Here is a 19,541-nt window from a genome sequence, read left to right as displayed (position 1 = left end):
GATTTTGTAGAAAAGAATTCTAACGATTATGGCTTAGAAAAATTGACGCTTGCTCAAATCAATGATAGAGTAAAAGAAAAAACAGACCGACCGTCGGTTTGTTTGATGAATGGGGTGAATTAATGACATTAAAAGAAAAAATCGTGGATGCAGCCTATGAATTATTTGGTGAGAAGGGATATGAAAAGACATCTGTGGCAGAGATTATTGATCGAGCTGGGGCTTCCAAGGGTGGGTTTTATCATCATTTTAAATCAAAGGAAGAGATTCTAGAGACCATTAGTTTTAACTATGTTGACCAGATTCAGAAGCATTATGAAGAGATTTTGAAAGATGACAAGCTATCTGTTGTGGAGAAATTCATGGAGTCCTTTTATCGTTTGAATCGTCTTAAGGTGGAATCCGTAAAGGACTGGGATAAAATCAAGAATCTATATACCTTTAAGGATAATCATCTTGTACTGATGCGAATGGGAGACCGATTTGAGCGGGAGACGGCCAGGTATTACCATGACTTGATCAATCAAGGTGTTAAAGAGGGGATTTTTCAGGTGGCCTATCCAGCTGAACTGGCAGCCCTGTGGGGGAGAGAGGTCATACTCTTTCAACAGATGGCTAGAAAGGCTTTGATGGATCCGGCAAAAGATGAAACGGTTTTTTTTCGCACCCTTCAATTCAATGAACATTTGATTAATCAGCAATTGGGTTTCGGGTCCAAGGTGATTGAATTGGAGCCCATGGGCAGGGCGTATCTTGCGGCTATGAAACGAGAGATGAAAGGCGGGAGTCTATGATTAAATGGCTGAAAGAGATCAAAGTAGAAGATTTCCATTTGGCTGGAGGCAAGGGCGCCCATCTGGCGCGTATGCTTGCTCACGGCATTGCGGTGCCAGATGGGTTTGTCATTCCTACATCGGTCTATGATGAGTATGTAGAAGCCAATCATCTGAATGAATCCATTGATGGGATTTTGACGTCTGATATGCCCATTTTTGAACAGTCGGCAGCCATTCAAGCTTTGTTTGGCGTAGAAAAATTATCTCGAAACTTTCTAGATTCCCTTATGGGAGCATTTGCCGAATTTGCAAGAAAGGGTGAGGGAAGAGTGGCAGTTAGAAGCAGTTCTACGGCAGAAGATCTTCCAGGTATGAGTTTTGCGGGTCAGTATTCCACCTATTTGAATGTTGCACAAGACCAGCTGGCTCAAAAAGTTATTGAATGTTGGCGGTCCTTGTGGAACGAAAGAGCCATGGAGTACCGCTTGAAAAATCAAGTCACGGCAGATTTTTCCCATGCGGTTGTTGTACAAAAGATGGTGAAGGCCGCGGTATCGGGTGTTGCCTTTACGGCCAATCCCATGAATGGCATCAGGCATCAGTTGGTGATTAATGCTTCCTTCGGTCTTGGAGAAGCCGTTGTAAGTGGCCAATTGAATCCAGATCAGTACACGGTCGATCGGCATACCAAAGTGGTTGTGGACCGGAGCATCAGCAGAAAAAGTAGAAAGCTTGTGGCGAAGGGAACCGGTATTGATTGGCTAGTTCTTGGTGATCAGGAGGCAAATCTCTCGTCGTTGAATGAAGAACAGATTGGCCGATTGGCTGAGGCAGCAGAACAAATTGAGGCTCTTTTTGGCAGACCGCAGGACATAGAATTTGCCTTTGATGATCAAAATGTCTTGTATATTCTACAGTCTCGTCATATCACGACCCTCTTTCCTATCGACAAACTAAAGCAGGATGGAAAGATCAGGGCTTATTTGAGTGCGAGCACGGTGCTCTTTGGTATGAAAGAGCCATTTACGAATTTGGGTTATGACCTGATGAGTCATATGTTTCCAACCATTATTAATGTGATGACCAATCGACAAAAAAAGCCTTTGACCAATGATTTTGTTGGTCATGCTGGAAACCGTATTTTTGTCGATATGACTGTTCTTTTGTCTAGTGGTTTTGTGACCAAGCAATTTGCCAAGGCTTTTTCCGGTAACGATCTGCCTCTAGAAGGCGTAATCACCAGCTTGATGAAAAACTACGGAAAACAATTCAAGCATCAGGGCATTCGCTTCAGGTTCCCATTCGGGTTTATCGGCTATGGAGTCAAGATGGCGGCTACCGTTAGGATGGTTTCAAAGATTCCCCATGAAAACCGGTATGCGGCCATGAAAGAGGAAGGAAATCGGTGGTATGAGAGCGCATTGAAAAGATATGAACAAGCAGTGACTTTGGAGGAGCGATTGAACTTTGCTGTTGAGAATCTTGTCGAAGCATTTAAACTGTCCCAGCTGCAGGCAAGCTATTGTATGGATGCCAACAATTACATCAAAATTGAAAAAGTCCTTGCTAAGCACTTTGCTAGCGATTATAAGGTGGAAACTTTAGCACAGTCCCTGCCGGGATGTTTTACTCAAACCATGACGATTCGGTTGAATGAGTATGCGAAAATTTGCGTGGAACAGGAGTTGAAACCCCGTGTGAATGATCCGGAGTTTCAGAAAATTCTTGAAGAATACGGACATCGGGCAAACCTCGAATTGGATTTTGGCACCAAACGCTGGCGCGAAGATCCGAGTTTTCTGCTGGGACTGGTTGAAACCTATATGAAGGACGGCATGTATAAAAGAAACTTGGCAGACCATAAGAAGAAGCGTCGGCAAGCAGAGTTGATGATCGAGGAGGTTGCCGATGCTCTGATTGAAAAGATTGGAAAAAGAAGAGCGGAAAAATTTAGAATGCAGATGGTTCATTATCGTTATGGTGCGGCCATGAGGGAATATCCAAAGTCTGATATTGTTCGGTTTTTAGAATTGAGTAGGAATGCTGTTCTAAGCATGGGTGATGAGCTTGCGGCGGCGGGACAACTCGACGAGCCCGAAGATATTTTCTTCCTTTACAAAAAGCAAATTACGGCGGGCAGAGACTTGAAGGAGCTAGTTGAGTCAAACAAAGCAGTCTATAACAAAGAGATGAGGCGAACTGCGATCCCAAGAATGCTTGTAAATAACGGCCATGCGGTTTATACGGCAACAACCATTGATCCCCATGCAAAGACCTTGCAAGGCATGCCATTGTCTGCCGGCACCTATGAAGGGATTGTACGGGTAGTTTTTGATCCGAGGACGACAGACCTTCAAGAGGGCGAAATTATGGTGACGGAAAGTACCAATCCGGCCTGGACCCCGCTTTTCGCTGTGGCGGGCGCATTGATATTGGAATATGGGGGCCCCATGAGTCATGGTGGTATTGTAGCAAGAGAGTACGGATTGCCAGCGGTTGTCGGTATTTCGTCGGCTACAGCGGTATTGAAAGATGGCCAACGGGTTCGCGTGAATGGAGAGAAGGGAAGCGTTCAATTGATTGAACCAAGCATCTAGACACAAGTGGGAGGATTTGGGGTTTGACATTTTTCAGGTCAGCAAGTATAATACCTTTTGCAGGCTATTATGGAAAGGTGGCTGAGTTGGCTTAAGGCGCACGCCTGGAAAGCGTGTTGGCGGTAATACCGTCACGAGGGTTCGAATCCCTCCCTTTCCGCCAGATAAAAACGGGGTAACCCAAAAATAAAAGCCGTATGGAGATCGAGCGGGTCTTGCGCAATGAAAGTTCTCGAACCTCGTCAGGACCGGAAGGTAGCAGCGATAAGGGAAGCCTTTTATGTGTTGCAAGGACGCCTGCTCGATCTCCATGCGGCTTTTTGTCAATCCCGGTCGAAACTCGACCGGGATTTTGGTATAATAGGGGAAGATGAATGAAAGAGGTGTCTCATGAGTTATCAGGCAATTTATCGAAAATATCGTCCGACCACCTTTGAAGACGTGTACGGACAGAGTCATATCACGCGAGTTTTGAAAAATCAGGTAAAGGCTGGTAACGCAGCCCACGCTTATTTGTTTTCTGGTACACGGGGAACAGGGAAAACCTCAACGGCAAAAATTTTGTCGCGCGCGGTCAATTGTTTGCATCCTGTTGACGGTAACCCCTGCAATGAGTGCGAGATCTGTAAGGGATTGTTGGAAGAAAGTATTTATGATGTTGTAGAAATGGATGCCGCATCCAATAATAGCGTGGAAGATATCCGGGAGTTAAAAGAAAAAGTGAAATACTTGCCGACAAAAGCGGCAAAGAAGGTTTATATTATTGATGAGGTTCACATGCTTTCAAAGGGTGCCTTCAATGCGCTTTTAAAAACGCTGGAAGAACCGCCGTCCCATCTTGTCTTTATTTTGGCAACAACAGAACCGCAGAAATTGCCTGCGACCATTATTTCCAGGTGTCAGCGATATGAATTTCATCGCCTGTCCGTGGAAGATATGGCAGCCAATATGGGCGAGATTTTAAGCAAGATGAATCGCCAAGCGAGTCCGGCTGCCCTGCGATTAATCGGTCGAAATTCCGAAGGGGCCATGCGTGATGCCTTGAGTATTTTGGATCAGTGTACGGCGGCCAATGAAGGCATAATTGAGGTGGAAGACGTTGTATCGGTTTTGGGATCGGTACAGGAAGAGGTCTTGTTTGAACTGATTCAAGCCCTTTGGGAAAGAGATGCCAGACGGGTTTTGTCTGTGATTGACACCATGATTATGAAGGGCAAGGATCTTCGACAGTTTACGCGGGAATTGGTTCATGTTTTTCGAAATCTGATGATTGTGAAGGTGTCTACGGATCTGGAAGACCTTTTACAATGTACCGATGAACAAATTGAGGGATATCGTCTTCAAGCGGAGCGTTTTCCCCAAGAGGAAATTCTTCGCTACTTATCTGGATTGAGTGGGCTGGAAAGTCAATTGGCCTATGCGACCTCTCCGCGTGTTTTATTGGAAGCGGGACTGATTCGACTGATGAATCAGCCAGATGAGAAAACCTGGGAAGGCTTGTTGGAGCGGGTTCGTCGTTTGGAAGAAGAGGGTCTTTCCCTTTCAAAACCCGCGTCTTCTGCACCTGTTGGTGCAGTTGCAAGAGCCACTTCCTCAGCATCACCTGCTAGACCAGCAAGTAAAAGCAGCGGTGTGCAGGAAGAAGGGCAGACCTATGATCAGCTAGAGGCAAAGCCGGAAGCGCGAGCGGTTTCCTTTACGGATGTGCATCAGCAATGGGAAGACATCCTTTTGGGCGTCAAATTCCGAAGTGGGTCTTTGTATGCGATGATGGATCGGGGGGAGCCGGTAGCTTTTACCAAGGGTAGATTGACCATTGCCTATGACGACAAGAATGAATTTTTCCGCAAGGAAGTTGCAAAACCAACCAACTTGGCAATTATTCGACAAGCAATTGAGGAGTCCTTGGGGATGCCGATTCATGTCGATGTCAAGCGATTATCTGAAATTCGTCCCCATGCCGCTTCAAAGGGAGTGGACGAGGGGATTGAAAAAGCAAAAGAGTTTTTTGGAGAAGATCTAATAAAAATAAAATAGCGGAGGCTTATAATGGCAAAGGGACGTAGACAAATGCCCGGTGGCGGCATGAATATGAATGCTTTAATGAAGCAGGCACAACAGATGCAAAAGAAAATGGAAGTGGCGCAACAGGAAGCGGAAACGAAAGAATTTGAGGCGACTGCAGGTGGCGGCGCGATTACGATTCGCGTAAATGGGAAAAGACAATTGCTGGATGTGAAAATTGATCCTGATCTTTTAGATCCGGAAGAAGTTGAAATGATTCAGGATTTAATTTTGGTTGCAGTGAACGATGCCTTAACAAAGGCGGAAGAAGCAGTCGCAGCTGAGATGGGTAAAGTGACCGGCGGAATGCCGGGCATGTTTTAGGACCGATTGATGAGTGGGATTCCGCAAGCGATCGGTGAATTGATTCAGGAATTTTCACGCTTGCCTGGGATTGGAAAGAAAACAGCGCAGCGATTGGCATATTATGTTTTGGATATGGAGCAGGAAGAAGCCTTGGGATTGGCCAAAGCGATTGTTCATGCCAAGGAAACGATACGGTATTGCGATATTTGCATGAATTTGACAGAGCAGTCTCCTTGTTCGATTTGCTCGGATAGTAAGCGGGATGAGTCTAAGATTCTGGTTGTGGAACAACCGCGAGATGTTCTGGCTCTGGAACGGATGCGGGAATATCGGGGGAAGTATCATGTTCTTCATGGACATATCTCTCCTATGGAGGGAATTGGACCCGATGAGATTCGTATTCAAGAGCTTTTAAAACGGATCGGTCTAGAGCCGGTGGAAGAAGTTATTTTAGCGACAAATCCAACCGTGGAAGGGGAAGCAACAGCCATGTATTTGGGTAGGTTGTTAAAGCCCTTGGGTGTAAAAACCACACGAATTGCCCATGGGATCCCTGTCGGCGGTGATTTAGAATTCGCCGATGAGGTGACTTTATCCAAGGCTTTGGAGAATCGAAGAGAAATGTAGGCATGCGGAATTTCGCATGCCTTTTCCATTTATTGTTTTCCCATGGCGATTGTGATTAAATAGAATCATATTAGGAAGGTGAGGAAGATGTTGCAGGTGGCGTATATTTTTTTCTTGGTAGTCATAGGCATTGGTTTTCTTGCGCTCTTTTTTTCTTTATGCGAGGATGTCATCCGCCAGCAAAAGACCTATACGGAAGATCAGAAACGGCGAAAGAAACGGATTCGCGACCATAAACGAATGAAAAAAGAGATCCAGGAAGAGATGTGGAAGGACTATCCCAATAAAGACCAGCCAAAGGAGGCAAAAAATGCGAGAAATAAACGTAGCCAAGGTACAAGAGGCCGTTGAAGCCATGTGCATGGAAGCAAATCTTGCCTTGACGGAAGATGTGCAGGATGCCATGAAAAATGCTCTTGAATCGGAAACCAATTCTTTAGCAAAAGAGGTGTTGGAAGACTTGATCAAGAATGAGCGGGTTGCATCGGAACTTGAGGTGCCAATTTGTCAGGATACGGGCATGGCAGTGGTCTTTGTCGATCTGGGACAGGAGGTCGCCCTGAAGGGAGGCAGTCTGGAAGAGGCCATTCACGAAGGGGTTCGGCGAGGATATGAAAAAGGATATCTGCGGAAATCGGTGGTAAAAAGCCCGATTACCCGGGTCAATACAAAAGACAATACCCCGGCGGTGATTCATTACCGTGTTGTTGAAGGCAATCAAATTCGTCTTCGTTTTGCTCCCAAAGGATTTGGAAGCGAAAATATGGGGAGACTTGGTATGCTGAAGCCATCAGACGGTCGTCAAGGTGTTCTTGAATTTATTGTAGATACGGTGAAGATGGCCGGGCCTAACGCCTGCCCGCCCTTGGTGATCGGAGTTGGAGTGGGTGGGACCATGGAAAAGGCCTGCCTGATTGCCAAGGAACAACTGCTTCGAAACATTGGTGAGCCGGCCGTGGAAGAAGAAGCGCGTGGGTTGGAAGAAGACTTGATGAAACGGATTGAAGCTCTTGATATCGGCCCCCAGGGTTTTGGGGGAAAAACGACGGCTTTGGCGGTACATGCGGCCTTGTTCCCTACCCATATTGCGGGATTGCCCGTTTGTGTAAACATCAATTGCCATGTTGCTCGCCATCGCGAGCGTGTGATTTAGGAGGCAACTATGAAACGAATTCAATTGCCCTTGACCAAGGATGTTATTCAAACCCTTGAGGTTGGGGAGAAGGTATATTTGAACGGCCCCATGTTTACAGGGCGGGATGCTGCTCATCGACGCTTGGTGGAAACCCTTGAACGGGGAGAGGATCTGCCGATTGCTTTAGATGGGATTACTATTTTTTATGTGGGACCGAGTCCTGCACGTCCGGGACAGATTATTGGATCAGCTGGTCCTACCACCAGTTATCGCATGGACGACTACACACCGCGATTGCTGGAAGAGGGGTTGCTTGGCATGATTGGAAAAGGAAGGCGTTCGCCCCTAGTTCGTCAAGCTATTCAAGCGCATGGTGCTGTGTATTTTGCAGCCTTGGGAGGTGCGGGTGCCTTGGCGGCACAGGCGATTATTTCCGCGGAGGTTATTGCCTACCCGGATTTGGGCCCTGAAGCCATTCATGCCCTTGAGGTAAAGGATTTTCCTGTGGTTGTTGCAGTTGACGCAACAGGCGCTTCTGTTTACGAGCGAGAAGAGGTGCCTTGTGTCTGATCAAAATTTTAAAATCTTGGAAGAGCAGGTTTTTATGCCAACCACTCATTTGATCAACTGGACGGTGATTTTATTGATTGGGGTAAATTTGGCGATTCCTCTTTCAAATCGATTGCCGGATTCATATCATTTGTTGGGGGGAATGGGCTTCTTTATTTTTGGAATTGTAGCCTTTCTTTTGATTATCAGGGAGATGGCATCTTATTTTCAATATATTGTTTTGGAAGAGTGTTTTCAGGTGGATAAGTGCTGGGGGAAACGCCGGCGAGCAACGATCATTCAAGTTAAATTTGAGGATATTATCTATTACGGGCCAATTCACGAAACGGGAGAATCGCCTGTTCGACACCCGCGGCGATTGGTTCGGAAATGGAAAAAAGCAAGCCATTACGCCTTGGATTATCGGGTGGGAGAAAGTAAAAAAAGATTGATTTTGCAAAATAGCCCTCGGTTGGAACGGGTTATGGCACGGATGTTGCCAGGGAGAGCAAAGTGATGAAAAGGCCATTAAAAGAGGGGCTCACCCATGTGATTGAGAAAAATCGAATGCGCTTTCATATGCCCGGGCACAAGGGCAGGCAAGATTTCCTCCTTCCCTTGCAATGGGATTTCACAGAGATCCCGGAGACAGATGATCTGCAAAACCCATCGGGGATCTTGCGGGAAAGTCAAATCTGCGCTGCACAAATTTTTGGGGCGACGGATACCTATTATTTGGTCAATGGGGCAACGGGAGGGCTTGAGGCTGCGCTACTAGCTGTTTTGAAAGCAGGGGATCGTGTTGTTGTGCCCAGAAACGCCCATCAATCTATTCACTATGGGATTGAGTTTGCGGGTGCGGAACCGATTTATCTGATGCCGGTTCAAGAACAGAATGGATTGGCGGCAGGGGTGGATCCGGTGGCCTTTGAAAAGGTGATCGAAGAAAAAAAACCTGTGGCTGCGGTCTTTATATATCCGACCTATGAAGGCGTCTGTTGGGACCTTCCATCTTTGATAGCGATTTGCCGGGAGTATGGGGTAATTAGCATTGTCGATGAAGCCCATGGGGCGCATTTTTCATTTTTCCCGACCCTGCCGCCATCGGCTGTGGAAATGAGTGCAGATCTTGTGGTGCAAAGCGCCCACAAAATGTTGCCAGCGCCCACACAAACCGCACTGCTGCATCGAGCAAGTGACGTCGTGCCAAGAGCGTGGATTCGGGAAGCTTTGCGGCGCACCCAAACCAGCTCCCCTTCCTACCTCCTGCTTTTAGGTATGGAAGAAGCGATTGCCTGGATGAGCCAACAGCATGATCCGAAAGAGCTCTTGGTCCTTGAGGCCTGTCGAAAGAAAATTCGAACTTTGCCGGGGATTGAACTTGTTGAAGGTAAGAAACAGGATCCCTATAAGTTTGTAATTTCAGCTTTAGGTCGTGGGTTTTCTGGTCCTGAACTCTATGAAGCCTTGCGGGCTGGAGGTCTTGAACCCGAGTGGCAACAGGGGAAGCATGTGCTTTTGATGGGTGCTCCCTACCAGGAACGATTGGCTTGGACCGCTTTGATCGAGGTTTTGGCGTCTCTTCCAGAGAAGAAGCGGCACCAAATGGAGCGACCAATTTCAATAGAAGACCAAGGCATTCCCGAGCGGGTGATGACAACCCTTGAAGCAAGGCGTGCAAAGCGTACCTGGATTGTCATGGAGGAAAGTGTCGGCAAAATTATCGCTGAAAATTTGACGCCTTATCCACCGGGAATACCGGCAATTCTTGCCGGTGAACGCATGACAGAAGAGATTATGCATTATTTGAGAAGAATAAAGGATGAAAATGGGAAGATATATGGAGAAAATGGTAAAATTCCCATTGTTTGTGAATAAAATGGGTAAGAATTCCATGAGTAAGGAGGAATTCGTATGTCATTTTGGAACAATAAATTCAACTATATAACAATTTTAATGACTCTATTAATTTTTGTTTTTGGACCTGTTCCGGTTTATGCCGATTCGGATACCTATGAAGTAGAGTCAATTGCGATTCGTGCCCTTGTGGACCGCGAGCATTGCATTCAAGTCACTGAGCAAGTTCAAATGATGTTTTATAAGGAAAATGGTGATATAACAAGAACGATTCCTTTGAGAGTGGATGACCAATATTTTGAAATTGATCAGATTCAAGGTCAAGGGCTCGAGATTGAGCCTGTTTATAAACGAGATCAAGTTGTTTTAAGAATCAAAAAAGAAAGCGGCGATTTTTCGGGCTTGGAAAAGCTTGATTTACAGTATGTACTGCGGGGGAGTCAAGATGATGATCCTGATCGGGATTTGTTAACCTTATCAGTGATTGCACCGGATTGGCATACCTATATCAATCACGTACATATTTCTATTGAGTTGCCGGTTCAAGTTCCCTCTGAGATGGTTACCATTCATTCTACAATTGGGGAGGTTTCTGGAAGGGATCCCATACAGTTAACGATGAAGAACAATCAGGTTTTTGGAAGGTCCAAATATTTTCTGGTACCGGGTGAAGTGCTGACGATGAGTATTCAATTGCCGGAAGGGACTTTTTCCGATGCGATTTTGATCAGGAATTTTTATGAAGATACAAAGTCTTGGGCTTACAGTATCACGATTGGCATATTTTTAATGGCTTTCGGTTGGTGGGTTTGGTTGAAAGAAAAATTAAAAGAGGGAGTCATTCGAAAAGAGCCACCCTGGAACGCTTCGCCTTCGGAGATTGGTTATTTGCTTTCCAATCATGTGGAAACTAGGGATCTCAGCATCATGTTGATCGAATGGGCGAATCGGGGGTGGATCCATATCTATCCGAAATATCCACTGGGTAATGGCGAAAAAGGTGCGACTTTGATTTTGAAGCGAAAACCGCCGATGGATATGCCAGCCTATGAGAACCGGTTTTTCCATCTTTTATTTGATGAATATGGGGATGGAAGCAGCCTTCGTATTGAAAACTTACGTGGCCGATTTCCACGACATCTTGATGAGATAAAAGCACATTTGATGCTTCAATATGGTTCGGGGAATCAGGCATTTTACAAAATCCATCAAACCAAAGATATCATCGCATTAAGCATTTTAGCGAGTTTACCCATTCTGTTTTTTTGGATCCGCGTGGCCCTAGGCAATCATTGGGGATGGACTGGCCTCGTAGTGGCTGTTTGTTTCACCCTTGTTGAAGCCATAGCGATTCGATGGGTTGAGATCGAAGCGAGTGTAAAAAAAAGGATGATCGGCGTCGTCGGTCTGGGCCTATTGGCGATTTTTTCTATTTATTTGGACCGGGGAATGGGATTCTTTATGGCTCTTGCATCTGCGGGCTTAATTAACTTTTTAATCAAGCACTCGGAAAAACGGAGTCTTTTTGGCCTTGTTCGTTTGAGAAAATATCAGGGCTATAAAAAGTTTTTACAAGGTGTGCAGAAAGAGGAGCTTTTGGTTATGATTCAGCAGGCACCGGACCTATTTTACTATGGCTTGCCTTACGCGGAACGTTTGGGGGTATTAAATGAGTGGAAGAAACCCTTTAAAGAGATTTTTTTATTGCCGCCAATCTGGTATCATGGAGAGGAAAGCAATGCGTTTTCAATTGAAGAATTTACCCAAGAAATTTTGACTTTTCTCACTTACTTTGAAGAGGTGTTGGAGTCAGATGACTTGTAGGGTTGAATAGGAGTGAAGACAATGGGAAATTTAATCGTCATCGAGGGAAGTGATGGTGCAGGAAAAGAAACGCAGACTCAATTACTGCAGGCCTTTTTCCAATCTGCTGGGACAGCATTTGAATCGGTTTCTTTTCCAAACTACCACGAAGCATATTCTGCTCCCGTACGAATGTATCTTTCTGGTGACTTTGGGGAAAAGCCATCCGATGTGAGTGCCTACGCGGCTTCTGTATTGTTTTCGGTGGATCGATTTGCAAGTTTTCGAACCAATTGGAAGGATGCTTACGAAGCGGGAACCATTATTTTAGCCGATCGATATATTCCATCGAATATGATTCATCAGGCTGCAAAAATTGAAGATCCTGATCAGCGAAAGGCATTTTTGTGCTGGGTGGAAGACTTTGAATATAGAATTATGGGTTTGCCAAGGCCGCGGATGATCTTTTTTCTGGATATGCCACCGGAGGTTTCACACAGATTGCGGGAAAATCGAAAAAACAAGGCGGACGGCAGCCAAGAAAAGGATATACATGAACGAGATGAGGCCTATATGGTGGCTTCCTATCAAACAGCGTGTCAAGTGGCGAAAGCCTATAAGTGGATCCGCATTCAATGTGTTGAAGACGGTCGACTAAAAAGCATAGAAGAAATTCATCAAGAAATTATCGTTCATTTAAAAATGGAAGAGATCATTGAGGAGGCGATGGAATGAAATTGATAGTTGCGATTGTTCAGGATCAAGATGCCCATGCATTACAGACCATATTGATAGAGAGCGGATTTGGGGTAACACGGCTTGCATCGACGGGCGGATTCTTAAAGGACGGCAATACAACTTTATTGACGGGAGTTAAAAAAGATCGCGTGGAGGAAGTGTTGGCGTTGATTAAAGAAAATTGTGAGACAAGAATTGTCACAAGAAACACAACGACTAGCGCATCATGGGGTTCAGGGGTTTATTTGCCGTATTTGGTGGATGTCAAGGTTGGCGGTGCGGTCGTTTTTGTGCTTGATGTGGATCAATTTGAGCAGTTTTAGCGAGGAGTACAGGATGATAGGACATCAAGCGCAAGAGGAACAAATGAAAGAAGCGATCCGCACCAAACGGGTCGCTCATGGATATTGTTTTGAAGGACCGGAGGCCATCGGGAAAAAAAAGATGGCCTTCAATTTTGCCATGGATTTGTTGTGCCAGCAAGGAGAGGGTCATTGTGGCACCTGTCATAGTTGTCAGATGTTCGCGGCGGGAAACCATCCTGATTTTCATGTCTATATGCCGGAGGGCAGGTCGCTCAAGCGGGAACAGGCGGAAACTGCGATTCACGAATTGCAGATTCGTTCTTATGAAGGTGGATACAAGATTTTTCTCTTTGATGATGCGGACAAAATGACTGCCTCGGCGCAAAATGCCTTGCTAAAGAGTCTTGAGGAGCCGCCGGCGCAAACGGTGATCATCTTGGTGACTGCGAATCCTCAAGGATTGTTAGCAACTATTCGAAGCCGGGTGCAGGCCATTCGTTTTTATCCAGTGGAGGAAGCGGAATTGGTCATGGGCTTAAGAGAACGGGGTGTCGACCCCGAAACGGCAACAAGCCTTGCTCGTCTTTCTGAAGGTAGACCGGGGCATGCCCTTTCGCTCTTGGAGTCTAAGGAATTTCAAGCCCTTCAGGAAGCCTCGGAACAAGCCTTATTGTATTTGTTGTCGCCGCAATCCTTGCAGATTCTTCCCTTTCTTGCCCTCTTTGAAAAACGAAAGCAAGAGGCCGATGCCATTTTGAATGATTTCTTGAATTTCTTTCGGGATGTGCTGGTAATGAAAACCACGCGGGACGATAGCCGAATTTTGAATCCGACCAGACGAATCCAGGTTAAGGAGACGGCTCGAAGGGTGTCAGAAAGTGCGATCTATGGTATAATAGAACAGATTATTCAGACAAAGGAACAATTGCGAAGAAATCTCAATCTGACAGTTGGGCTTCAGCATATGTTCCGGATCATTCAGGAGGAAATAAGTGGAAACGATCGTAGGCATTCGCTTTAAACAAGCGGGAAAAATTTATTATTTCACGCCCGGCGATCTGGATCTAGCAGCGGGAAATCAAGTCATCGTTGAAACCGCGCGGGGATTAGAGTTTGGAGATGTGGTGAGTGGACCGAAAGAAATTTCGGAACAGGAAATGAATCACCCCCTCAAAGCGGTTATTCGGATTGCAACGGACGAGGATCGGAAGGTCCATAAACAGAATAAGGAAAAGGTGCCGAATGCATTTCGGCTTTGCCAGGAACGGATTGACAAGCACGGATTGGAAATGAAATTGGTGGATGTGGAGTATACCTTCGACAACAATAAGATTATTTTCTATTTCACCGCTGACGGTCGCGTTGACTTTCGGGAATTGGTTAAGGACTTGGCAGGTGTTTTCCGCACAAGAATCGAACTGCGCCAAATTGGTGTGCGAGATGAAGCCAAGATTGTTGGCGGCATGGGCTCTTGCGGACGTCAATTGTGTTGCAATAGTTTCCTAGGGGAATTTGCACCTGTATCCATTAAAATGGCCAAGAATCAAAATCTTTCTTTGAATCCAACCAAGGTATCCGGTGTATGTGGTCGATTGATGTGTTGCTTGAATTACGAGCACACGCATTATGTAGAATTGCTGAAAGAATTACCAAAGGTCAACAAGATGGTGGATACGCCTGATGGCGTAGGCAAGGTATTTGATTTGGATATTTTGCGTGGAAAAGTAAAAGTTCGTTTTCGAAATGAGCGGGGTCCCGATCAGTTTGTGACCTATGACGCCAAAGAAGTGTCGATTTATAAAAAGCCAGAGCCAAAGCCTAAGGGTAAATTTGAATCGAAAATTGATTTGGGAGCGGTGAATGACTTTTTAGATGACCTTTATGAGGAACCGAAAAAAGAAGGCGAGGCGAAGCCATCTGCTGAAAACTTGGTGGAAGAAGTGCCGAAAAAAATGAAGCTGCCTCAAGCCAAGCGGGATCAGATTCAAACCTCCGCAATCAACAAAAAATTAACGGGAATTGATGGGAAAGATCGTGCGCAGTCCAGGGGAAGCAAACGGAGGCGAAGTGGCAGACGCCGACCGAATCCGAATAAACCGGCAGCCACGGAAAAGAAGAATGAAGAATAGATAAAATACTTGTTTTCAAGGAAGATAAGAAATGATATAGTATTATCAAAACCCGAGGAGGTGAATCAAATGTATAAAATTTCAGACGCTTGTATCGCTTGCGGTGCATGTGAAGCAGAGTGCCCAGTAGGCGCTATTACTGCCGGAGATATTTACGTAATCAGCGATGCATGTATCGATTGCGGCGCTTGCGCGGACGTTTGTCCTGTAGACGCTCCACAACCAGAATAAGAGCAGATCGAAAAAATCCGCAGATTTGCGGATTTTTTTCATTATAGAGGGGACCAATGGTCAAATCACATGAACGGGTCGATGACCTACAGCTTAAAGGGTTACAAATTATTCAAAATCCAGATTGGTTTTGCTTCGGCATTGACGCCGTTCTTCTAGCGGATTTTGTTCAAGCCAACAAGCGAGCCAAAATTATGGATCTTTGTACGGGGAATGGGATCGTTCCCCTGCTTTTGTATGGGAAGAATAAAGGAACGAGGATCTATGGACTGGAGATTCAAGCGGAGATTGCGGAAATGGCACAACGGTCCGTTTCCATGAATGGCTTGGAAGAGGTAATCTCCATTCAAGTCGGGGATGCCTCGCGGATTAGGGAGATGGAAAAGCCTCATAGTTTCGATGTAGTGACCATGAATCCGCCTTATAAGCCTATGGGCGGCGGGATGGTCAATCCGACGGACCATAAGGCCATTGCACGCCATGAGATTACTGCGGGGCTAGAAAGCCTCATTGAAAGCGCTGCATATCTCTTGAACAGCCAGGGACGGTTTTATATGGTTCACCGGCCACAGCGCTTGGTTGAGATTATTACCTTGATGAAGAAGCACGGAATCGAGCCCAAACGGATCCGTTTGATCTATCCCAAAGAGGGAAAACGACCCAATATTGTTTTAATAAAGGGCGTTCGGGGAGGAAAAGCCGATCTCATTATGGAACCTGCATTTTTTGTATATGACGAGAATGGAGAATATAGGCCCGAGGTTCATAAGGCCTATGAAGATATTTGGAAAAAATAAGAGGAGGGGATCAGATGGAAACGAAATTATGGCTTTGCCCGACACCTATAGGTAATTTGCAGGATATTACCCTTCGTACGTTGGAGGCGCTGGAAAATGCGGATGTAATCGCCTGTGAAGATACCCGCCACAGTCTGAAACTTTTGACGCATTTCGAGATAAAAAAACCCTTGATCTCTTATCATGAGCATAACCTGCGCAGCCGGGGTCCGGAATTGATTCGAAAAATGCAGGCAGGAACAAAGATTGCCTTGATTTCTGATGCGGGGATGCCTGGTATTTCGGATCCGGGTGAACATTTGGTGCAATTGGCCATTGAAGCGGGAATTCCTTTTACGGTATTGCCTGGCCCGACAGCCTTTTCGATTGCTTTGGTGGCTAGCGGATTGTCTACGCGACGATTTTTCTTTGAGGGATTTTTGCCTCACGATAAGAAAAACCGGCGCCTACGGATTGGTCAATTGGCAAAGATTGAAGAAACCCTGATCTTCTATGCTTCTCCCCATCGATTGAAGGGGGTTCTGGCCGATTTGGAAACGGGATTTGGAAATCGAAAAATTGCGGTTTGTCGAGAGTTGACAAAGAAGTTTGAGGAAGTGTATCGGGGCACGATTGTTCAAGCAATTTCTGCCTTTGAATCTCCTCGGGGAGAGTTTGTACTGGTTGTGGAAGGTGCCGACCATGTTGAAGAAGTGATTTCCAAGGAAGTAATTGTGACGACCATGGAAGAGTGGGCGCTAGAAGGAAAGAGTACCAAAGATTTGGTTAAGGAAGCGGTGTCTGTTTTCTCTGTGAAAAAAAATGAGGCTTATCAATGGGCCATGGAAATTAAAGAAAAGTCCAAGGGGAAATAAATCCTCCTTGGACTTTTTTTTAATCTTCTGTAACGGTCATGCCTGCAATACGTGCTAATTCGATGATTGTCGACTTAGCAATTTTTTTACCTTTGTACTCGATTAAATCTTCTAATGATCCGGTGAACACGTCCGCTGGATTATACTTCTTCAAGATAATCTTTTCACCATCTACGAATATTTCTAGAGCGTCTTTTTCAGCGATGTCCAGCGTTCGGCGAAGTTCAATCGGTATAACGACTCGGCCGAGCTCATCGACTCTACGAACAATGCCGGTTGATTTCATCGTATCGCTCCTTTCTTTAATATTTGTTTACTCAATTAACTTGTACCCATGATTTTGAAATCTTAACCAAATTAATGAAGTTTTACCAAAAAAATGATAAATTTCATAGAACGGAAAGCTGACAAACTTCTTATGCCTCTCTTGTTTGACAAAGAACGCGAGTTTGGATAAAATACGGGTAGCTATTATCTATCGAGATTTTGCATTGAAGGAATAAGTAAATCGGTTTGAATTTTCAGAGAGTCGGGGGTGGTGAGACCCGATATGACAAACGATTGAAGATGGTTCTGGAGCAACATGCTTAAGCGCTTGGCGTTAGGGCAGTGCGGGAACGTCCCCGTTATGACGAAAGAGACAGACTCGATCTGTAAGTAGAGTGGTACCGCGGGATATCTCGTCTCTACAAACGGGGCGGGTTCTTTTTGACTCTAAAATTCGTGCCCAGCGGTAAGCAAACAAGGAGGATACAATGAGTGAGAAAAAGAAATTTTATTTAACGACCCCGATCTATTATCCGAGTGGGAATCTTCACCTGGGACATACCTATACGACAGTTGCAGCGGATGCTTTAGCCCGCTTTAAGCGATTGGCTGGATTTGATGTAAAGTTTTTGACGGGAACTGATGAACATGGTCAAAAAATTCAATTGGTGGCTGAAGCCAAAGGCCTAACACCAATCCAGTATTTGGATGGCATTTTAAAGGATGTTAAGAAGCTGTGGAGTGATCTAGAAATCAGCTATGATGATTTTATCCGCACAACGGAACCCCGTCACGAGGCGACTGTTCAGGCGGCTTTTCAAAAGCTTTATGACAAGGGAGATATTTATAAAGGAGAATATGAAGGGTTTTATTGTACCCCTTGCGAGTCTTTTTGGACGGAGTCTCAATTAAAGGATGGCAAGTGTCCTGATTGTGGCCGTGAGGTGCATATCGCCAAAGAAGAGGCATATTTCTTTAAATTATCGAAATACCAAGAAGAATTGGAAACGCTTTTTGCTGAGGATTCCAATTTCCTTTTGCCGGCAACCAGAAAAAAAGAGATGGTGAACAACTTCTTGAAACCAGGTTTGGATGATCTCTGTGTCTCTAGAACCACTTTCGACTGGGGAATTAAAGTACCCTTTGATGACAAGCATGTTATTTATGTTTGGTTTGATGCCGTACTTAATTACATTTCTGCCTTGGGTTATTCATCTGATGATGAAGGAGAATTTGAGAAGTTCTGGCCAGCTGATGTGCATTTGGTTGGAAAAGAAATTATTCGCTTTCATACCCTGATATGGCCTGCAATGTTGATGGCTTTGGATCTGCCCTTGCCTAAACAGGTTTTCGGACATGGATGGATTCTTTTTGACAATGACAAGATGTCAAAATCCAAAGGGAATGTGATGTATGCCGAGCCATTGATCGAGCTTTATGGGATTGACGCTTTGAAGTATTTCTTGCTTCGAGAGTTTTCTTTTGGTTCTGATGGATCCTTTACGCGCGAGAAATTCTTGTCTCGCATCAATTCAGATTTAGCGAATGATCTGGGGAACTTGGTGAGTCGAACCATTGCTATGATCGAGAAATATAACCAAGCGATTATGCCGACGCCAACGGTTACGGAGCCCATTGACAAAGAACTGAAAAAAATGGCTGGCGATACTTCGATGAACGTGGAAGCTGCCATGGATAAATTGGATTTCTCTGGTGCATTGGAGTCAATTTGGAAGTTGGTAAGCCGGACCAATAAATATATTGATGAAACAACGCCTTGGATTTTAGCCAAGGATGAAGAACGAAAACCGAGATTGGATACAGTCTTATACAACCTATCGGAATCCATTCGAATTATTTCGATTTTAATTCGTCCATTTATGGAGAAAACATCAAATCGAATTTGGACGCAATTGGGGATCGAAGAAGGTCATGAAACAACCTGGGATGTTGTTGGTGTTTGGGGTACATTGCCAGTTGGGCGTACCGTCATTAAGGGAGCCAACCTTTTCCCTCGTCTCGATATCGAAAAGGAATTGATTCGAATCGATGAAGAAAACGCAAAATTCTTCGCAGCGAAAACAGGCCAGCCGATTGCAAAACCGGCAGCAAAGTCCGCAAAGGAAGCTGAGGAGAAGGAAGCTGAGGAAAAAGAAGCCGAAGACAAGGACGAAATCAAGATCATCGAATTTGATGACTTTACTAAAGTGGATCTGCGGGTTGCGACGATCGTGGAAGCGAAAAAGCATCCAAATGCAGATAAGCTTTTGGTTCTTCAGGTTCAATTGGGAGAAGAACGGCGTCAAATTGTTTCGGGAATTGCCAAACACTATCAACCCGATGCCTTAATTGGTAAACAGGTGATGGTTGTAACAAACTTGAAACCAAGAAAACTACGCGGAGAAATCAGCCATGGCATGATTTTGGCAGCGGAAGACAAAGAAACTTTTACTTTGGCTACAGTAGCGGATTCCATCGCTTCAGGCACAAAGGTTTGGTAAGCGAG

Annotated in this window: 20 protein-coding genes, 1 tRNA gene, 1 other RNA gene and 1 other annotated feature; of the genes, 21 read left to right on the top strand and 1 reads right to left on the bottom strand. The window is 45.2% G+C overall.

Translation table 11 applies throughout. The features are described from left to right. Positions 1-122: 122 nt before the first annotated feature. The 20 genes from AC25CA_RS16315 to rsmI all read left to right on the top strand — a co-directional run bounded on the left by AC25CA_RS16315 (position 123) and on the right by rsmI (position 16,768). A complete protein-coding gene (locus AC25CA_RS16315; protein ID WP_486814906.1) occupies positions 123-794 on the top strand; it encodes a TetR/AcrR family transcriptional regulator in 672 nt (223 codons plus the stop codon). After that, positions 791-3,373: a PEP/pyruvate-binding domain-containing protein gene (locus AC25CA_RS16310; protein WP_486814905.1), complete on the top strand. Its 2,583-nt coding sequence runs from the start codon at positions 791-793 to the stop codon at positions 3,371-3,373. The genes AC25CA_RS16315 and AC25CA_RS16310 overlap by 4 nt, the downstream gene beginning before the upstream one ends. Positions 3,374-3,444: 71 nt before the next feature. Continuing rightward, a tRNA-Ser gene (locus AC25CA_RS16305) sits at positions 3,445-3,536 on the top strand. Positions 3,537-3,579: 43 nt separating this feature from the next. Then, positions 3,580-3,679: signal recognition particle sRNA small type (gene ffs / locus AC25CA_RS16300), an RNA gene on the top strand. An 84-nt stretch (positions 3,680-3,763) separates the two neighbouring features. Then, positions 3,764-5,410 carry a DNA polymerase III subunit gamma/tau gene (gene dnaX / locus AC25CA_RS16295; protein WP_486814904.1) on the top strand — a complete coding sequence of 549 codons (1,647 nt, stop codon included), beginning with the start codon at positions 3,764-3,766 and terminating at the stop codon, positions 5,408-5,410. A 12-nt stretch (positions 5,411-5,422) separates the two neighbouring features. Next, a complete protein-coding gene (locus tag AC25CA_RS16290; RefSeq protein ID WP_486814903.1) occupies positions 5,423-5,761 on the top strand; it encodes a YbaB/EbfC family nucleoid-associated protein in 339 nt (112 codons plus the stop codon). 9 nt (positions 5,762-5,770) lie between these two features. Continuing rightward, the gene (recR, locus tag AC25CA_RS16285; protein ID WP_486814902.1) at positions 5,771-6,370 is read left to right on the top strand and encodes a recombination mediator RecR; all 600 of its coding nucleotides are present in this window, start codon (positions 5,771-5,773) and stop codon (positions 6,368-6,370) included. Between the two features lie 87 nt (positions 6,371-6,457). Continuing rightward, the gene (locus AC25CA_RS16280) at positions 6,458-6,721 is read left to right on the top strand and encodes a hypothetical protein (RefSeq protein WP_486814901.1); all 264 of its coding nucleotides are present in this window, start codon (positions 6,458-6,460) and stop codon (positions 6,719-6,721) included. After that, the gene (locus AC25CA_RS16275) at positions 6,681-7,523 is read left to right on the top strand and encodes a fumarate hydratase (RefSeq protein ID WP_486814900.1); all 843 of its coding nucleotides are present in this window, start codon (positions 6,681-6,683) and stop codon (positions 7,521-7,523) included. The genes AC25CA_RS16280 and AC25CA_RS16275 overlap by 41 nt, the downstream gene beginning before the upstream one ends. Positions 7,524-7,532: 9 nt before the next feature. Beyond that, positions 7,533-8,075, top strand: a complete 543-nt coding sequence (locus AC25CA_RS16270; RefSeq protein WP_486814899.1) for a Fe-S-containing hydro-lyase — start codon at positions 7,533-7,535, stop codon at positions 8,073-8,075. Next, the gene (locus AC25CA_RS16265; RefSeq protein WP_486814898.1) at positions 8,068-8,571 is read left to right on the top strand and encodes a hypothetical protein; all 504 of its coding nucleotides are present in this window, start codon (positions 8,068-8,070) and stop codon (positions 8,569-8,571) included. The genes AC25CA_RS16270 and AC25CA_RS16265 overlap by 8 nt, the downstream gene beginning before the upstream one ends. Further along, complete coding sequence (locus AC25CA_RS16260) at positions 8,571-9,932, top strand: aminotransferase class I/II-fold pyridoxal phosphate-dependent enzyme (RefSeq protein ID WP_486814897.1); 1,362 nt, start codon at positions 8,571-8,573, stop codon at positions 9,930-9,932. Before AC25CA_RS16265 ends, AC25CA_RS16260 begins: the two co-directional genes overlap by 1 nt. 36 nt (positions 9,933-9,968) lie before the next feature. Then, complete coding sequence (locus AC25CA_RS16255; RefSeq protein ID WP_486814896.1) at positions 9,969-11,735, top strand: DUF2207 family protein; 1,767 nt, start codon at positions 9,969-9,971, stop codon at positions 11,733-11,735. 21 nt (positions 11,736-11,756) lie between these two features. Further along, complete coding sequence (locus AC25CA_RS16250) at positions 11,757-12,449, top strand: dTMP kinase (RefSeq protein WP_486814895.1); 693 nt, start codon at positions 11,757-11,759, stop codon at positions 12,447-12,449. Beyond that, complete coding sequence (locus AC25CA_RS16245; protein ID WP_486814894.1) at positions 12,446-12,775, top strand: cyclic-di-AMP receptor; 330 nt, start codon at positions 12,446-12,448, stop codon at positions 12,773-12,775. Before AC25CA_RS16250 ends, AC25CA_RS16245 begins: the two co-directional genes overlap by 4 nt. A 13-nt stretch (positions 12,776-12,788) precedes the next feature. Then, the gene (gene holB / locus AC25CA_RS16240) at positions 12,789-13,778 is read left to right on the top strand and encodes a DNA polymerase III subunit delta' (protein ID WP_486814893.1); all 990 of its coding nucleotides are present in this window, start codon (positions 12,789-12,791) and stop codon (positions 13,776-13,778) included. Further along, on the top strand, positions 13,750-14,886 hold the full coding sequence (locus tag AC25CA_RS16235; protein ID WP_486814892.1) for a PSP1 domain-containing protein: 1,137 nt from the start codon (positions 13,750-13,752) through the stop codon (positions 14,884-14,886). Before holB ends, AC25CA_RS16235 begins: the two co-directional genes overlap by 29 nt. Before the next feature lie 24 nt (positions 14,887-14,910). After that, complete coding sequence (locus AC25CA_RS16230) at positions 14,911-15,117, top strand: 4Fe-4S ferredoxin (protein ID WP_486816610.1); 207 nt, start codon at positions 14,911-14,913, stop codon at positions 15,115-15,117. Positions 15,118-15,173: 56 nt separating this feature from the next. Then, positions 15,174-15,914, top strand: a complete 741-nt coding sequence (locus AC25CA_RS16225; protein WP_486814891.1) for a tRNA1(Val) (adenine(37)-N6)-methyltransferase — start codon at positions 15,174-15,176, stop codon at positions 15,912-15,914. 14 nt (positions 15,915-15,928) lie between these two features. Further along, on the top strand, positions 15,929-16,768 hold the full coding sequence (gene rsmI, locus AC25CA_RS16220; protein WP_486814890.1) for a 16S rRNA (cytidine(1402)-2'-O)-methyltransferase: 840 nt from the start codon (positions 15,929-15,931) through the stop codon (positions 16,766-16,768). Positions 16,769-16,787: 19 nt separating this feature from the next. Here rsmI and AC25CA_RS16215 read toward each other — a convergent pair whose 3' ends face one another. Next, positions 16,788-17,054, bottom strand: a complete 267-nt coding sequence (locus AC25CA_RS16215) for an AbrB/MazE/SpoVT family DNA-binding domain-containing protein (RefSeq protein WP_486814889.1) — start codon at positions 17,052-17,054, stop codon at positions 16,788-16,790. 196 nt (positions 17,055-17,250) lie between these two features. Next, positions 17,251-17,459, top strand: a binding site (T-box leader). 64 nt (positions 17,460-17,523) lie between these two features. Between AC25CA_RS16215 and metG the strand changes: the two genes are divergently transcribed. Further along, positions 17,524-19,536 carry a methionine--tRNA ligase gene (metG, locus tag AC25CA_RS16210; protein WP_486814888.1) on the top strand — a complete coding sequence of 671 codons (2,013 nt, stop codon included), beginning with the start codon at positions 17,524-17,526 and terminating at the stop codon, positions 19,534-19,536. Positions 19,537-19,541: the final 5 nt, after the last annotated feature.

It is taken from the genome of Gottschalkiaceae bacterium SANA (assembly GCA_036323355.1).
Lineage (GTDB): Bacteria > Bacillota > Clostridia > Tissierellales > GPF-1 > GPF-1.
Note: the sequence above shows the minus strand (reverse complement) of the source record. Positions and strands in the feature narration are given on the sequence as shown.

Coding starts and splice junctions, on each gene's coding strand:
- AC25CA_RS16315 (WP_486814906.1), top strand. CDS start 123: ATGACATTAAAAGAAAAAATCGTGGATGCAGCCTATGAATTATTTGGT.
- AC25CA_RS16310 (WP_486814905.1), top strand. CDS start 791: ATGATTAAATGGCTGAAAGAGATCAAAGTAGAAGATTTCCATTTGGCT.
- dnaX (WP_486814904.1), top strand. CDS start 3,764: ATGAGTTATCAGGCAATTTATCGAAAATATCGTCCGACCACCTTTGAA.
- AC25CA_RS16290 (WP_486814903.1), top strand. CDS start 5,423: ATGGCAAAGGGACGTAGACAAATGCCCGGTGGCGGCATGAATATGAAT.
- recR (WP_486814902.1), top strand. CDS start 5,771: ATGAGTGGGATTCCGCAAGCGATCGGTGAATTGATTCAGGAATTTTCA.
- AC25CA_RS16280 (WP_486814901.1), top strand. CDS start 6,458: ATGTTGCAGGTGGCGTATATTTTTTTCTTGGTAGTCATAGGCATTGGT.
- AC25CA_RS16275 (WP_486814900.1), top strand. CDS start 6,681: ATGCGAGAAATAAACGTAGCCAAGGTACAAGAGGCCGTTGAAGCCATG.
- AC25CA_RS16270 (WP_486814899.1), top strand. CDS start 7,533: ATGAAACGAATTCAATTGCCCTTGACCAAGGATGTTATTCAAACCCTT.
- AC25CA_RS16260 (WP_486814897.1), top strand. CDS start 8,571: ATGAAAAGGCCATTAAAAGAGGGGCTCACCCATGTGATTGAGAAAAAT.
- AC25CA_RS16255 (WP_486814896.1), top strand. CDS start 9,969: ATGTCATTTTGGAACAATAAATTCAACTATATAACAATTTTAATGACT.
- AC25CA_RS16250 (WP_486814895.1), top strand. CDS start 11,757: ATGGGAAATTTAATCGTCATCGAGGGAAGTGATGGTGCAGGAAAAGAA.
- AC25CA_RS16245 (WP_486814894.1), top strand. CDS start 12,446: ATGAAATTGATAGTTGCGATTGTTCAGGATCAAGATGCCCATGCATTA.
- holB (WP_486814893.1), top strand. CDS start 12,789: ATGATAGGACATCAAGCGCAAGAGGAACAAATGAAAGAAGCGATCCGC.
- AC25CA_RS16225 (WP_486814891.1), top strand. CDS start 15,174: ATGGTCAAATCACATGAACGGGTCGATGACCTACAGCTTAAAGGGTTA.
- rsmI (WP_486814890.1), top strand. CDS start 15,929: ATGGAAACGAAATTATGGCTTTGCCCGACACCTATAGGTAATTTGCAG.
- AC25CA_RS16215 (WP_486814889.1), bottom strand. CDS start 17,054: ATGAAATCAACCGGCATTGTTCGTAGAGTCGATGAGCTCGGCCGAGTC.
- metG (WP_486814888.1), top strand. CDS start 17,524: ATGAGTGAGAAAAAGAAATTTTATTTAACGACCCCGATCTATTATCCG.